We start from the raw sequence: 15,640 nt of genomic DNA, 5'->3' as shown, positions 1-15,640 counted from the left end.
CTATGAACTCTATCCTTGCCTTTATCCTCGTCCTTGGCCCCCTGATCTTTATCCACGAATTCGGCCATTTTCTCTGTGCCAAGCTGTTCGGCATCCGGGTGCTCAAGTTTTCCCTGGGCTTCGGCCCCAAGGTATTCGGCCGCACCGTCGGCGACACCGAATACCTGCTGAGCGCCTTCCCCCTTGGCGGCTACGTGAAGATGTACGGCGAAAGCCTCACCGATGAGGTGGCCAGCGACCAGGAAACGTTTTCCTTTTCGCACAAGGCCATCTGGCAGCGATTCCTGGTGGTCTTTGCCGGGCCGCTCTTCAATCTCCTGTTCGCGGTTCTGATCTTCTCAACCCTCTTTGCGGTCATGGGGGTTTCCCAGCCGGTGAACGAGGCGAGAATCGGCGGGGTCACCGTGGATTCCCCGGCGGCCAAGGCCGGACTCGCGCCAAACGATCTGATTCTGAGCATCAACGGTGCCAAGGTCCAAGAATGGAATGATGTGGCGCGCCTTATCAAGCTCAGTGAAGGGAATCCCGTGACCCTCGTGGTCCGGCGGGGCGAGCAGACCCTGACTCTTACCGGCCAGCCGAAGATGGAGCAGGACAAGAACATCTTCGGCGAGGTGATCGACACCCGCTACATGCTCGGCATCCGGGTGGCCGATGAACTGATCCGGATTTCTCCTGTCGAAGCGCTGCAAACCGGGGCGCTGCACACCTGGACCCTGATCAAGATCACCCTCCTGGGTATTGTCAAGATCATCCAGAAGGTGGTCCCGGCCAGCGAACTGGGCGGCCCCATCCGTATCGCCCAGATCGCCGGCCAGCAGATGGCCGCCGGCTGGGGCAACCTGCTGCATTTCATCGGCCTTCTCAGCGTCAGCCTCGGGGTGCTCAACCTGTTCCCCATCCCCATCCTCGATGGCGGACACCTCGTCTTTTTTGCCGTGGAGGCCATCCGCCGCAAACCGCTGAGCGTGGAAACCAGGGAACGCCTCCAGATGGTCGGCCTGGTGCTGCTTGTCTCCCTGATGCTCTTTGTCTTTTACAACGATTTCCGTTTTCTCGGCAACGGGGGCTGAGGCCGGCAATGCCCCCCTCCTCCGCAGCTCCACCCGTTATCCTCGCCCTGGAAACCGCCACCACCTGCGGCAGCCTGGCCCTGGTCGCGGAAGGCCGCTGCCTGGCCGAGTATTCCCTCAACACCTCCACCACCCACTCCCGCCGGTTGCTTTCCGGGATAGACTGGCTCCTTGCCCAGTGTGATCTGGGCTGGCCCCAGATTGCTGCCATTGCCGTCAGCCTTGGCCCCGGGAGCTTTACCGGCCTGCGCATCGCTTTGAGCACGGCCAAGGGTCTGTGCATGGCTGCGGATAAACCACTCATCGGGGTAGAAACCCTGACCGGGCTTGCCGGCCAGTTTCCCTTTTCCTCCCTGCCCATCTGCCCGGTGGTCGATGCCCGAAAAAACGAGATCTACACCGCCCTGTACCGTTGCAACCAACGCGGGGTTTTAGAAAAAACCACCGAAGCCATGGTCATCAAGCCACAACGTTTGCCGGAATTCATTACCACTCCCACCCTGCTGGTGGGCGATGGCCTGCCCCTCTATGGCCCGATGCTCAAGGAGGTGCTGGGGGATTTGGCCCTGCTTGCGCCTACGGAGACCTGTTTTGCCAGGGCAGCAAGCATTGGTGCCGCAGCCTGGGATCTTTTCCGGCAGGGCGCCTTCCTGGACCCGGCTACGACGGTGCCCATCTATGTGCGGGCCTCGGACGCGGAACTGCAGTTTGGCGAAAAGAAGAAAATAAAGTGCTGAAATGGCAGATGGTGTCTAAGACGACGAAGCAGATAAGTAAACTTGCGAGACTTCGGATGTGGTGCTGTTGGACAGTTACAAGATTTAGAAACCAAACTCGGACAAGAGATCGTCGACCAGATCCTGTTTGAGGGAAGAAGGAGAGCTGGGGGCATGGACTCCGCGCAGCAGCTCCTTCTTTTTTTCCAAGTTTTCCAGGGAACCATCCTTCTTGATGTTGAAAATCACCAGAACCTCGATGAGCCAGTCACGGATCTGGTGGAGATCAACAATGATTTTCTCCATCTTCTGCCGGGCAACATCCTGGTAGGACTGGGAAGCAACGATATCGAACATGGCGGTCTTCATCTCGGCAATGGCCGCCATGGCCTGGGCATTATCCCCGCCTGTTTGGCGCAGCATGTTCTCAAGCTCCTCGACACGCATGATAATCCTGTCGGATTTATCAAGAACGGCATCGGTGGACTGTGCCATGAGCTGCACCACATCCTGAGCATGACTCAAGACAAAGGGCGCCTGTTCGCCGGCATTGGCCAAGGGCATCTGCACGGTCTTCATGTTGACCAACATGGCGTTGATCTTCTTGGCCAGCAAGGAAAGCACGCCTTCGGCGTCAAACTCGGGCACATCTCCCTTGTAATCTCCCCGCAGCAAAGCATCGGTGATCTCCACCAGGGAAGCTATGTTTTTTTCAAAATGTGAATTGTTTATTTTTGCCATGCCGCTCACTGCTTCCTTACAAAAAAAAATCAAAAGGTTACGCATAACAACAAGTTGTGGCCCTGAAAAACTCTACAGGAAGAGCACGGGGAAAGCAACCGCAATGACCTGTTCTCCCCAAACACCTCCATACTCCCGGCACACACAGCACCCACAACCCGGATTAGCGGTAACGCGGCACTGCAGCGTAAAACTGCTTTTTTGCGGCATACATCTGCCTGTCCGCCTCTTTGGCCAGAGCTTCAGGAGGATGTTTGTCCGTACCGGCCTTGCCCAGGCTGACGGTGACGGGAAACTCGGTGCCGTCGGGCAAGGGAATGCGGAGGTCGTCAAATACCAGGCTTTGCAACCGTTCGATAAAATGCCCCGCATCCTCGTCCGTGCTGTTGGTGAGCAGGACAATGAACTCGTCGCCGCCGGTCCGCGCCGCGATATCGGTATTACGCAGGGTGTTGCGCAAGGCCTCGGCAACGGCAACAATCAGCCGGTCGCCGATTTCATGCCCGTACTGATCATTGAGTTTCTTGAGCTGGTTGATATCTCCCAGCACCAGGGCATGATGGATCCCGTACCCGTTAAATTTCTCCTGCTCTTCCTCCAAAGCCTGGGTCAAATAACCGCGGTTGAAGAGTCCGGTCAGGGCATCCTTGTTCGCTTTTTCTTCAAGCTGGCGCAGAAGAAGTTGATTCTGAAAAAACGCGCCCAACGGTTCCGTGACCAGACGGAGGATGCCCAGCTCTTCCTGGTCAAGACTACCTTCCAGCAGCACCAACCCCACCCGCTGGCCCTGTGCCCCCATCAAAGGAATCTGCGTGTTTTTCCGCCAAGGAAGAACCGTATCGGCAAGAAGTCTATCGGAATGGAGTTGCTGCAGATCCCTTGACATGCAGGCCTTGGTCACGGTCTTCCACTCTGCGCTCGACATCCCGCTCTGATAGGAGAGCCAGATATTACCGGCCCGGATGTCATTGATTATGAGGCCTGCCGCCCCGGCATGGAGATCCGGCAAGATCGCGTCGATAAAATATCCGGCAACCTCCTTGATGCCGGTCTCCTTCTGCAGGTAGATACCGAAATCGACGAGAAGAGACAACACCTTGTTTTTGCTTGCAATCTCTTCCCTCCGGGCACGAATTTGGCCAATCAGATCGACCTGCCGCGTGATATCCCGAAACTGAAGCAGCCCCCCTTTGCCATTGGGGGCGACAGAAAATATCTCCGTGTAGACCCGCCCCTCTGCTTCATGGCTTTTTTTCTGCCCATTGGCCTCGCTGAAACCGCGGTGAGCAGGGCAATCAGGACAGGGAGCGCTGTGGCCGAACAGGTCATAACAATGGGTCCCGTTTTGACTGGGGAACAGGTCCAAAACCGCCATGTTCTGCCGCTTCACCAGAAAATCCTCATCCACCGCCAGGAGGGCTTCGGGAAGATTATCCATGAGCTGGGTCAAAAACTCCTGTTCTTCTTGGTTCAGACGGCGACGGCGTTCAAGGAGAATATTTTTGGCCTGCAACTCTTTCCGGTCAAGGTCGCTGCGCCTGAGCAGGGAAATTTCCTGGGTTACTTCGTGGATGGTGAGCAGATATTGGTCCTGCCACCTCTGGCAAAAAACCTTCAGATAGATGTCTCCGCCCTTGCCCTTGATGGTCAGGGCCTGACGCTTGCCCGGCTGATTTTCCCCGCTGGCCGCCGGACACCCTTCGCACCGCGCGTCGCTGTCGAACAACGCCTTGTGACAGGGCTGGTCGGTGAGCTCAAGCCCTGCCCTGCTGAAAAAATCCAGGGCAACACCATTGGCCAAGGCGAAGCGACAGTCCTGGCCGCACAGCAGGAGCCCTGCCTGCACGGCATTGAACAATTCCTGGATATCCAAGTTTGGCACGAACACGCCGAATTCCCCCATAACAACAACCCGCGACAGATTTCAAAAAAAGGCAAGCAGACGGAAAGCAATAACCTATCAAAAATCCGAGCTTTTTCACATCAAAAAGAAATACGGCCCGAAAAATACAGAGGACTCAGTACTGATGCGGCTCAATTTCTCGCCATTTTTTATCCAGACGCTTTTCCGAAACCGGATAGGCTGTTCCCAACTCCTGGGCAAAGAGCGACACCTTGAACTCTTCAATCATCTCCCGGTATTCCCGCAGATGTTCCGTGAGAACCGCAGAGGGATTTTCCCCGCTGACGGCCCGGGCATAGCGCTCCTCATGGCTGGCAATCTGCCGCGCCTTGAGCGCGTCCTTGGCAGGGGAAACCTGAGCCCGCTCAACCCGAATACGCAGGGCCTTGAGATAACGGCACATCGCCGGCAGACGCGGCCTGGCGACCCATTGCAGAAAATCAGCAGGGACAATCAACGACACCTGCCGGTGGTACTCGACAAACCGCTCTCTCTGAGCAGCCCCGCCCACCGTACCAGGCAGAGCGGCATATTTGGCAATGGTGTCCAGGGTTGCCCGCCTTTCCTGCAACACCCGCTCAACCTCCGCAAAAATCTCCCGGCAGAGCAGAGAAAGACCCTGTCCCCGCACCTCCTCGACCTTGGCAGCAAACTGCTCGGCAGAGGGCACCAGACCGTCGCGGAGACCAAACACATTAAAAAAAACAAAACGCCACAGATCTTCATTGATCTGCTCGTGGGTGGCAAGCCCCTCATACAGCGCCCAATGGGAGCGGGGGATGGCCAGATCCTTGCGCAGACTCTTGATCTGCGGGGCAAATTCATTGGCATAAAGACGAAGCAGCGTCTGCCTGGTGCTCTGCCGTGCCTCATTTTCTTCCATAAAAAGACGCTGACCCACGCCCTCCTGTTCAGCAAAACAGAGACCGGGATAAGCATAGCCCTGCAAGGCCCCGTTGGCGCCGGGCACCGGCAGGGAGGCAGGTATCTGGCCGAGCTGGGCCGGCGTGATATTCCTTTGTTCCCACCGCGTTTTCAATTCGGCCATTTGCCCGGGGCTAAAGACCTCTGCCTGCCCTGCGGACTCGCTTTTCAAGGCGCCAAAATCCCTGGTCACGGTGACAACCTCGCCCTGTCCGTCCAGGAGAGCGAAACGAAACCTGAGGTGGGGCGGCAGATCGGCCAAAGGCCAATCCCGCCCGGCGATCCGCAGTTTGAAGGAATCATCGATCACCTGCTCCAGAGCGCGGTACAGGGAACCACGGCCAAAGGGCAGATCCCGGATAATCTCCGCCGCGGTCTGGGGAATGGGCACCAGTTGCTTGCGCAACCCCTTGGGCAGCCCCTTGAGCAGGAAGACCACCTTTTCGGCAAGCATGCCCGGCACCAGCCACTCAAAAACCTCCGGCCGCAGATGGGTCGCCAGGCCTGGGGGAATCCGGGCAGTCACCCCGTCGTCCTCCTCGCCAGGGGCAAACCGGTAGGACAGAGCCAGCTCACATCCGTCCGTGGCCAGGGTAAGGGGGAACTGTTCCAGGGCCGTAGCCTCGGGTAATTGCCGACGGATATCATCGGCGGTCATGGTGAGAAGCCCCCGGGCAGCGGGATTTTTCAACCACTGGTTCAGGCTTCGCTGGTCGCGCACCTCCGGGTCGAGACGCTCTTCGTAGAAGTCAAAAAGGGCCTGATCGTCCACCACGATGGTGCGCAACCGCAGCCGGTCTTCCATGTCCTGCAGCTGGGCCACCAAGGCGGTGTTGGCGGCAAGGAAGGGATATTCCCCCTTCAGCTCCCCCTCGATGAGGGCGGACTGGATAAAGATCTGCCGCGCCTCCTCCGGCTTGATCAAGCCGAAATTGACCTTGCGCCTCGGTACGATAACCAGCCCGAAGAGGCTGATCTTGGCAAAGGCAACCACCTGGCCCCGCCCCTTTTCCCAATGGGGTTCGGAGTACGACGAACGGCAGAGCTCCCCGGCCAGGGGCTCGATCCACTCGGGGTTGATCTCGGCCACGGTCCGGGCGTAGAGGCGCGAGGTCTCCACCATCTCGGCGGCCATGAGCCAGTCGCCGGTCTTGCCATACTGAGTCGAGCCGGGAAAGATCATGACCTCCCTGCCGCCCCCGGTCTGGTAGAGGTTTTTCTCCTTCTTCACCGCGATGTTCCGCAGGTTGCCGCTCAGGATCGCCCGATGGATGGCCTCCGGAGAGGCGGGCTGGGTATTGAGGGCAAAGCCGGGCTCCTCACCAAGCACCTGGGAGATCTGCTCGTGGATATCGCGCCATTCCCGCATCCGCAGGAAGGAGAGATAGTGGCTCACGCAGAACTTGCGCATCTTGGACAGGCTGTGCAGCTTGTCAAAGGTGGCATGGTAGGCGTCCCAGAGGGCAAGGAAGAAGAGGAAATCCGAAGGCGTCTTAGTGAAGCGGGCATGGGCCGCGTCCGCTGCCGCCTCCTTGTCCGCGGGCCGGACCCGCGGGTCCTGGATGCTTAAGCCCGCGGCGATGATGGTCACCTCCCGCAGGGCGTTGTGGTCCCGGGCCTCGATGATCATCCGGGAGATTCTCGGGTCCAGGGGCAACCGGGCCATGAGCTTGCCGTGCGCGGTGAGGTGGCGGTGGCCATCCAGGGCGCCAAGCTCCATGAGCAGGGCATAGCCGTCCTGGATGGCGCGGCCCGAAGGCGGGTCGAGAAAGGGAAACTTGGCCGGCTCGCCCAGCTTGAGGCTGGTCATCCGCAGGATAACCTCGGCCAGGTTGGTCCGCAGGATCTCGGGCGGCGTGTATTCGGGGCGGTTGGCGTAGTCCTCCTCACCATAGAGCCGGACGCAGACCCCCGGTCCAACCCGGCCGCAGCGGCCCTTGCGCTGGTCGCAGCTCGCCCGGGAAATCGGGACAATGGGGAGCTTGCTGGTCCGGGCCCGAACATTGTAGCTCGCCAAGCGGGCCAGGCCGGTATCCACCACATAGCGGACGCCGGGCACGGTGATGGAGGTTTCCGCCACATTGGTGGCCACCACGATCTTCTGGCCTTTTACCGGCTGGAAGATCTTTTTCTGGTCGCCGGGGGAGAGCCTGCCGAACAGGGGCAGCACCACGGAGGCGGTTTGGCCCCGCCCCTTGCCCAGCCTGGCTTGCAGCGTTTCCACCGTCTCCAGGATATCCCGCTCGGAGGGCATGAATACCAGAATGTCGCCAGGCCCTTCCTGCTCATGCAGGGCGCAGACCGCCTCCACCGCTTGATCCACATAGCTCTGCTCCCCCTCCTCCTCCTTTTTCGGGTCCAGGGGCTGATAGCGAACCTCCACCGGATAGGTCCGGCCCGACACCTCGATCACCGGGGCGTTGCCGAAATGCTTGGCAAACCGGGAGGTGTCGATGGTGGCCGAGGTGATCAGGAGCGTGAGATCCGGACGGCGAACAAGGAGCTGCTTGAGCAGACCGATGAGGAAATCGATATTAAGGCTCCGCTCGTGGGCCTCATCGATGATGATCGTATCGTAGGCGGAAAGATTCCGGTCGTGATGCGCCTCGGCCAGCAGGATGCCATCGGTCATGAACTTGAGGCGGGTATTCCGGCTGGTCTGATCCTTGAAACGGATCTTGTAGCCCACCAGCGCTGCTTGCTCACCAAGCTCTTCGGCAACCCGTTCGGCCACGGCAATGGCCGCGATCCGCCGGGGCTGGGTGCAGCCGATCCGCTTGCGCACGCCGCGACCGGCCTCAAGGCACATCTTGGGCAGCTGGGTGGTTTTGCCGGAACCGGTGTCCCCGGCAACGATCACCACCTGGCTGGTGCGGATCGCCTCGACAATTTCCTCCCGGTGCGCCACGATGGGCAACTCGGCGGGGTAATGCAGGTTTTCTATATTTTCCCTTGTCACTGGGGCTTGTTCCTTCGCCGTTGGCACTGCTGTTTTTCCACGCCAAACAATGATTTGGCATACATTTCCGCGCAGCACATGCACCGTGCCCGGAAAAATATTTTTGCTTTTCTTCAAGAAGAATGCTGAACAGTCCGAAAATAATGTAGAATTTTTAAAATTCCGAAAGTACAATACTCTCCAGTCTTGTAAAAAACGACAACGGCTTGACATATACTTTCCGCAATAATACAAATTTTTTCCTGAAAACGCAGGAAAGAACTCGACAATACAGGCAAAACAAACGAACATCGGTAACAGACTGGCAGGCTTATGTGGCACAACCCGCTATCAGGCGAGGAAGAGAGGACAAGAGGAGGAAAAGGATGACGGAAGAAATGGGAAACATCGACAATGCCATTGAAGCATCGCAAAAAACCGTAGTCTCCCGCGAAAAGGAGACCGGCGAAGATGCCGAACGCCCCAAGGGCCCGGTGGGTCTCGATATCGGCACCAGCCATATCGTCATGGCCCAGAACAAGGGCAAGAACATCCATACCATCAAGCAGCTCAACGCATTTTTCACCATCCCTTACTCAAAATTCACCAAGAAGATCCTGGTGGACAACGAGGTGACCTTTTTTGAAAAGGGCGACATGTTTTACATCCTCGGGTATTCGGCCGAGAATTTCGCCAACATGTTCAACACCAACACCCGGCGCACCATGGAGAAAGGGTTGCTCTCCGCCCGTGAGGACGAGGGGATCAATGTGCTCCAGGCCATCATCGGCACCCTGATCAAGCGGCCCAAGAATCCGGGCGAGGTCATCTGCTTCAGCATGCCGGGCACCCCGGTGGACAGCGGCCAGTCCGTGGTTTACCACGAATCCATCATCAAGATGTATTTGGCCACCCTGGGCTACAATCCCATCTCCATCAACGAGGGTCTGGCCACGGTCATGGCCGAGCTGGCGGAAGACAACTTCACCGGCATCGGCATCAGCATGGGCGGCGGTATGTGCAACATCTGCCTGGCCTATCTCTCCGTGCCGGTCATCACCTACAGCATCCAGAAGGGCGGCGACTACATCGACCAGATGGTCGGGGTCTCGGTGGGCGAACCGGCCACCAAGGTCAAAACCATCAAGGAAAGCACCTTCCGGTTGGCCAGACCCGCCAAGAACCGGATCGAGACCGCTCTGCACATCTATTACGACGATCTGATCCACACCCTGCTGCACAGCCTTCAGGACGTGCTCCACTCTTCCGACAAGATTCCGAAGATTGCCAAGCCCATCCCCATCGTCCTGGCAGGCGGCACTGCCATGCCCATCGGCTTCAAGGAGCATTTCGAAAAGGCGCTGAAGGAATTCAACCTGCCCATCGACATCTCCGAGGTCAGGATTGCCGAAGATCCCCTCAACACCACGGCCAAGGGCGCCATGGTCATGGCGCTTTCCGAAGAAATTTAGCGTCTGGCAAACTCTGGTATTCCCTAAAAGGCGTAGCCGTTGGCTACGCCTTTTTTTTGCCCGACCCAGCGTATTATCCCCGCAGGTTCCAGCGAAAAAGGGGCACCAAATCAGCCTTTCTGAAAACCACAAGGAACACATCGAGATGGCACCTGTCGTGGCGCCTTGAGAACAACTTGGCATTGCAGGCCCGGACCGTTGCTTACAAAACCGCACCTTCCGAAGAAAGCCGAACCTCCAGCTGCTTGCCCTTCCTTACCTCAAAGTGCTGCTCGCCGATCTTCCGGTTCTGGTGCAGAAATTGGACCGTCCAGGTTCCATAGATATTCTGCATTTTTTCCGTAATGGTCAGGGCTTCGACCAGACGCTGCATGTACTTGACCGGCTGGTTCGAGGTGCGGATCAGCTTTCCCTCCGGCCCGTACCATTGAATAACCAGGGGCAGGGTCTGGTCCACCGGGAGAAAATTTACCGAATACAATGCGCCCAGGGTGGCTCCGACCTTGCCGGGAATATTGTTCGGTCCGCCGGCAAACATCTGCAGTTTTTTCATGTTCAGTTCGATGTCGCTGATGTTTTCATAGGCAGCGCTCAGCTCGGCCACCTGCTGAAACGGCTGCTGCACCAAGCCGGCGCTCTCGACCTGCAAGGCCCAGATCTTCACCGGGCGGGCCGGTCCTGGCGACGCATCCGATTCCTTGCCCTCGTGCCCAGCCTTGGTGACTTTGCCGCCGGACGGTGCAGTCACCGCACCCAGGCTGCTTTCCGGACCAGGGGCAGTGAATCCCTTTGCCGTGTTGATTTTCTTGGCCCTTTTAATATTTTTCACATTCTGCAAGGTGGCCTTGGTCAGGTCAGCGCCTTCCAGGTTGGCCCTGTTCAGGTCGGCATCATTTAAGTTGGCATTGACCAGGTTGGCGTGGGACAAATCGGCATCGGTGAGGTCTGCCCAACGCAGATCCCCGTCCCGGAGGTTGGCCCCGGTGAGCACGGCATTGGTCAGATCGGCGTTGGCCAGATCCACATTGGTCAGATCGGCCTTGCTCAGATTGGCATCGATGAGATTGGCGTTTCGCAGATCAAGGCTGACCAGCTTCGCATCGCTCAACACGGTCTCGCGCAGATTCTTGAGATCGAAATGCTTGGCTGCCGTCAGGTTGATCCCGGACAGGTTTGCCCCCTTCAGGTCGGCATTGCTGAGATTGGCATTGGCCAGTTCGGCATTGCTCAGATCCGCCCGATTCAGATAGGCGTGGCTCAGCTTTGCTCTGGTGAGATCCGCGCCCTGCAGGCTGGCGTTGTTCAGGTTCGCCCCGGTGAAATCGACGGTGTTCAGCTTTGCCTTGCGCAGATCGGCATTGGTCAGGTTGGCCTTGACCATCAGGGTGCGGACGCCGAAATCAACCCCGGACAAGCGAGCGCCGGTGAGGTTGGCCTCGGTCAGATCAACCCGCTCCATCACCGCTTTCTCACCGTTGGCTTCGGTGAGATTGGCCTGCTGAAAATTTGCCCCGGAAAATTCTCCGCCGACCAGGCTGGCCTTGGTGAGATTGGCCCCCTTGAAAATGGCTTTTTCAGCGGTCACTCCATCAAGGATTGCGCCATTGAGGTTGGCCTGAATCAAAACCGTCTCATTCAGCTGGGCTTTGCCCAGGTTGGCCCCGCCCAGGCTCGCCTCGGCAAGATTCGCCCCATCCAGATTCACGCCGCGCACGTCGGCGCCATCGAGATTCGCCCTGCTTAAATTCGCCTTGGTCAGGGAAATTCCCCGCAGATTGGTCCGGCGCAGGTCCACCTCATTGAGAATGGCACCAGAGAACTTCGTCCCCTGGAGAAAGGCGGTGGTGAGATTGGTATTGCCCAGCTTTGCTTCGCTTAAGTTTGCCGAGGTAAAATTGGTTTTCGTGAAAGTCGCCCCGGAAAAATCAGCGCCGCGCGCATCGCTTTCGGTGCAATCGGTTTCGAGCAGGATGACACCCGCCAGGATCGCCTGCTGAAGATCCGCCCCCCGGAGATTGCTCCTGGTAAGATCGGCATCGGTCAGGTTTGCTTCCCCAAGCTTGGCCTGCGACAGATCGGCCTTCCGAAATCTGCCCCCGACCAGAATGGCCCCCCGGAGGTCAGCCTCCCTCAGATCGGCATTCTGCAGATTTGCCTGGCTGAAATTCACCCCGCGCAGATCAGCTTCCCGCAGGTTCGCTCCTTCAAAATTGGCATTCTGGAAATTCAACCCCCGCAGATTCTTGCCGGCAAGGTTGGCCCCATGAAAATCCTTGCCCGCGAACCGGGGCGTATCGGCAGTGTCTGTTGCCACGGCAGCCGCGCTTTTTTCTTCCGGCCGGGTCTCCTGGGTCGAGACGACAGGGGCAGGAACTGCGGAGAACCAAGACAACCATTTTTTGCCATTGTCCAGGGCAAGATACCCTGCGCCTCCCACCAGGACGAAGACCACAACAGCGGCAGCCGCCAGGCCAAAGCGAGCAAGGAAAGGACGTCCGTTACTCCGCTGATCGGCAAGCCGGATAACGGTTTTTTCCGAATGGCACTGCGGGCAAGGCACCTTCCTGCCGGCAATGGCCGATGGCACCATCTTCTGAAATCCGCACTTGTTGCAAAAAAAGATAGCCCGATCGGGGTCATTTACCGCAGCCGATTTTTTGCCCACGACAACGGTGTGTTTGCATTTCGGACAAGGCACGGCCTTGCCGGCATGGCGGTCTTCAACCTCTACGGAATATCTGCATTTGTCGCAGTAAAAAATCATCCAGCTTCCTCAGCAGAACAAAAAAACCAAAAACACCCACAACAGTCATCGACCAGAATGAAAAAATACTTCATATATTTCGACAAGATCAAGAGCATTGCTGTAAAAAAAATTCAGATAAGGTATTATACCACTTTACCCGGGGGGGTGACAGAGTCTTGCCGAATCCAAGGAAGAATCCCCTCAAAAAACGAGACCGCACTCTGTAGCAAAATCCGAGGCCATAACGTTCCGTGGACACGCCAAAACAACCAGAATCGCCCAAACCAACGGGAAAAACCGACGCTCAGGGACAGAAAAAGGTCTTCGATCCCAGGGAACAGGCCATCAAGTACAAGGCCTACCGTCATATTTTCTCGGACAAGGATGTCAAAAAGGGTCTTGACGAAAAATCCATCATCCGCAAGATCAGGAAAAGCAAAAGCCTGAGCGGCCGGTACCGCCAGTACCTGGAAATGCGGGACGATGACAATCGCGGCAGCCACACATATCCCTGGCAGAACCCGTTCAACCGCTTCCTGTTCTGGGGTGCTTACTGGATTCCACGTTTTCTGAAATGGGGCACCCTGTTGAGCGTGGCCCTTTTCATCCTCAACTACCTCCCCGGCCCGACCCAGCATATCATCGAGGTGCTCATTGCCCGCTCCATTTATGACACCGCCCCCATCGAGCGGTTGCCCGACGACCTGGAAACCTACGCCCACTCCGCCGATATCAAGGACAGCCGGGGCGCGATCATCAAGTCCTACGGGAAACGCAAAGTAACCCAGCAGATCCCGGCCGCAGCCCAAAAGGCCCTGCTGGCCTGTGAGGATCATTACTTCATGCCCCACCCCGGCAACACCTGGTATGAGAATCTCTTTCTCATCCACCCCGGCGTCAGCTGGCTGAACTTGGTCGGCGCGGTGAAAGACACCCTCCAGGGCGATCCCCGCGGCGCCAGCACCATCGTCATGCAAAACGCCAAAAAAATCCTGGGCAACGAGAAAAGAACCATCGCCAACAAGCTTGAGGAGATCATCATCGCCTACATGATGGTGGCCAAATTCGGCAAGGAAAAAAACCTCAATTTTTACATCAACACCGTGCCGGTGGGCGCCAACATCTATGGTTTCCCCGCCGCCGCCACCAACTATTTCAAGAAAGACCTGACAGCCCTCAACATGCAGCAGCTGGTGACCATCGGCTCCTTTATCCCCAACCACAATCGCCAGGTCGCCTTTTATGAAATTGTCAACGGCAAGAACTTCAGCGACCTGACCCCGGCCATGCAGGGCCATGCCAAAAGCGCCATCAACAAGATCAATCTTGCCCTCACCCACCTCTGGAAACGCAAGGAAATCCCGGACGAGCAGTACCGCAGCTGGCTGCTGAGCGACGAAGAATCCATCCGCCGCATCGGTTTCCGCGATTTCCGCTCCCCGCTGTACGGCGAGGAGGAGTGGACCTCCTGGAACGTCATCAAGGAGATCTCTTCCCGGACTTACTCCTTCAACGGCCGCGAGGTTACAGGCTCCCAGCTCCTGCTTGACGAAAAAGGCGAGGTCTCCATCGAGACCGGCACGGATCTGGCCCTGATCGAAAAAATGAAGGAAATTATCGGCGAATTCCTGCAGAGCAGCTATTTTAAAGAGATTCTTTCCACCAGCAACCAGGCCACCTGGCAACGCGACAAGGAACGCTACACCTCCCGCGGCCTCACCCCGCCCTACACCGATTTCAACAGCTTTCTCGAATACCTGCAACACAACATCAATGTCGGCCTCATTGCCGTCAACCAGAAAGGTGAGATCGTCGCCTACGTTGGCGGAAAGGAGTTTTTGCAAACCAAAAACAACGAAAAAGACGAGGATGAGGAGGACGAGGCGCCGGAGCCCAACGATGCCGGAGCCGACAACAGCGCCGGCAAGAGCGAGAAACATGAATCCGTGATCATCGACATCATGAACAAGAAAGCAAAGATCACACCCTCCTCCACCATGAAACCGATCATTGCCTACTACTCCATGGTGGCCAACAATACCAAGATGAGCGACCGTTTTGCCGACAAGCCCATTGAGTACAAATATGTGGCCAGCACCGGCAGACAGACCTGGCTGCCCCGCAACTGGTACAACTACGACGCCAACCGTCCCATGGGCCGGGAATACAACCTGCTGGAAGCGCAGGTAATCTCCATCAACACGATTTTCGCCAGGCTCTACACCAACCCCCTGCTCCGCAGCGCCATGCTCCAAGGCTTTGACCAGGTCGGCCTGGACTATAGCAAGGAAGACGCCAAGTACTGGCCTTTCGGCATCGGTTCCTCGGCGGTGTCGGTGCAGCAGTGGCTTGGCATCTACAACGCTTTTCTGGACGGCCAGTACCGCGATCCCTCCTTTGTGCGCCGGATCCAGATCAACGGCAAGACCGTGTACGACCGCGACCAGGACGAGCGATTCGCCCAAATCCCGCTTTTCGAATCCAAGAAGGAACGGGAAGCGGAGATGAACGCCCTGTACGAGGTCTGCAATCGCGGCACCGGCTCCGCCATGAAAACCGAATTCAAGCATCACAAGAATCTGGTTTCCGGCAAAACCGGCACCGCGCCCATGAACAAGTCCGCCCTGTTCATCAGCCATTTCAACCCGTACCGCGACCGGCAGGCCCACAAGGACCGGACCATCACCATGCTCATCTCGGTCACCACCAACACCGGGGGCTTCAAAAGCGTGGGCACCTCGGGCAACGCCCCGGCCAAGATTGCCGGGCGCATCTACAACCATCTCTTCCAGCAAGAGATGCAGGAGATGATGGACAAAAACATCGACAAGGCAAAACGCGAGGATACCCATTTCCGCAACAACCAGGTTTACTGGGCCAACGTCAACCGGTACATGGACACCCTGCTCACGGGCAAATGCGGCAACAGCCTCATTGCCGACAATATCATCGGGGTTGACGACTACGGCGAGGCCCTGGTGCAGATATTAAACAGCAACACCAAGATCTACACCGGCCGCGATGATGTTTTCTCCCAGCTGGTCCAGTATTACTGCGATCAGGAGAAGATGGTCCGCATGGACTCGGCCCCGGCAAACTGAAAACGAAAAACACCGCCGCACCGACC

Annotated in this window: 8 protein-coding genes; 4 read left to right on the top strand and 4 right to left on the bottom strand. The window is 57.4% G+C overall.

The window, feature by feature from the left end:
- The first annotated feature begins 2 nt into the window (after window positions 1–2).
- Both rseP and tsaB read left to right on the top strand, forming a co-directional pair.
- Window positions 3–1,073 (top strand): RIP metalloprotease RseP, encoded by a 1,071-nt coding sequence (gene rseP / locus ACZ46D_RS03890; protein ID WP_464928721.1) that lies wholly within the window; start codon window positions 3–5, stop codon window positions 1,071–1,073.
- Window positions 1,074–1,081: 8 nt separating this feature from the next.
- A complete protein-coding gene (gene tsaB / locus ACZ46D_RS03885; protein ID WP_464928720.1) occupies window positions 1,082–1,810 on the top strand; it encodes a tRNA (adenosine(37)-N6)-threonylcarbamoyltransferase complex dimerization subunit type 1 TsaB in 729 nt (242 codons plus the stop codon).
- A gap of 84 nt (window positions 1,811–1,894) precedes the next feature.
- Here the strand turns inward: tsaB and ACZ46D_RS03880 are convergent, their stop codons facing one another.
- The 3 genes from ACZ46D_RS03880 to hrpA all read right to left on the bottom strand — a co-directional run bounded on the left by ACZ46D_RS03880 (window position 1,895) and on the right by hrpA (window position 8,529).
- Complete coding sequence (locus ACZ46D_RS03880) at window positions 1,895–2,530, bottom strand: protein phosphatase CheZ (RefSeq protein ID WP_464928719.1); 636 nt, start codon at window positions 2,528–2,530, stop codon at window positions 1,895–1,897.
- A 163-nt stretch (window positions 2,531–2,693) separates the two neighbouring features.
- Window positions 2,694–4,418 carry a sensor domain-containing diguanylate cyclase gene (locus ACZ46D_RS03875; RefSeq protein WP_464928718.1) on the bottom strand — a complete coding sequence of 575 codons (1,725 nt, stop codon included), beginning with the start codon at window positions 4,416–4,418 and terminating at the stop codon, window positions 2,694–2,696.
- Window positions 4,419–4,548: 130 nt separating this feature from the next.
- A complete protein-coding gene (hrpA, locus tag ACZ46D_RS03870) occupies window positions 4,549–8,529 on the bottom strand; it encodes an ATP-dependent RNA helicase HrpA (RefSeq protein ID WP_464928717.1) in 3,981 nt (1,326 codons plus the stop codon).
- Between the two features lie 152 nt (window positions 8,530–8,681).
- Between hrpA and ACZ46D_RS03865 the strand changes: the two genes are divergently transcribed.
- Complete coding sequence (locus ACZ46D_RS03865; RefSeq protein ID WP_464928716.1) at window positions 8,682–9,767, top strand: disk-shape morphogenesis protein volactin; 1,086 nt, start codon at window positions 8,682–8,684, stop codon at window positions 9,765–9,767.
- A gap of 202 nt (window positions 9,768–9,969) precedes the next feature.
- On the opposite strand, the gene ACZ46D_RS03860 is transcribed toward ACZ46D_RS03865, so the two are convergent.
- Window positions 9,970–12,531, bottom strand: a complete 2,562-nt coding sequence (locus ACZ46D_RS03860) for a pentapeptide repeat-containing protein (protein ID WP_464928715.1) — start codon at window positions 12,529–12,531, stop codon at window positions 9,970–9,972.
- A gap of 233 nt (window positions 12,532–12,764) precedes the next feature.
- Here ACZ46D_RS03860 and ACZ46D_RS03855 point away from each other — a divergent pair, with 233 nt between their 5' ends.
- The gene (locus ACZ46D_RS03855; protein ID WP_464928714.1) at window positions 12,765–15,614 is read left to right on the top strand and encodes a transglycosylase domain-containing protein; all 2,850 of its coding nucleotides are present in this window, start codon (window positions 12,765–12,767) and stop codon (window positions 15,612–15,614) included.
- Window positions 15,615–15,640 lie beyond the last annotated feature (26 nt).

It is taken from the genome of Thiovibrio sp. Mzg5, from assembly GCF_055379285.1.
The sequence above is the reverse complement of the archived record's forward strand: the minus strand, read 5'-3'. Positions and strand labels throughout refer to the sequence as shown.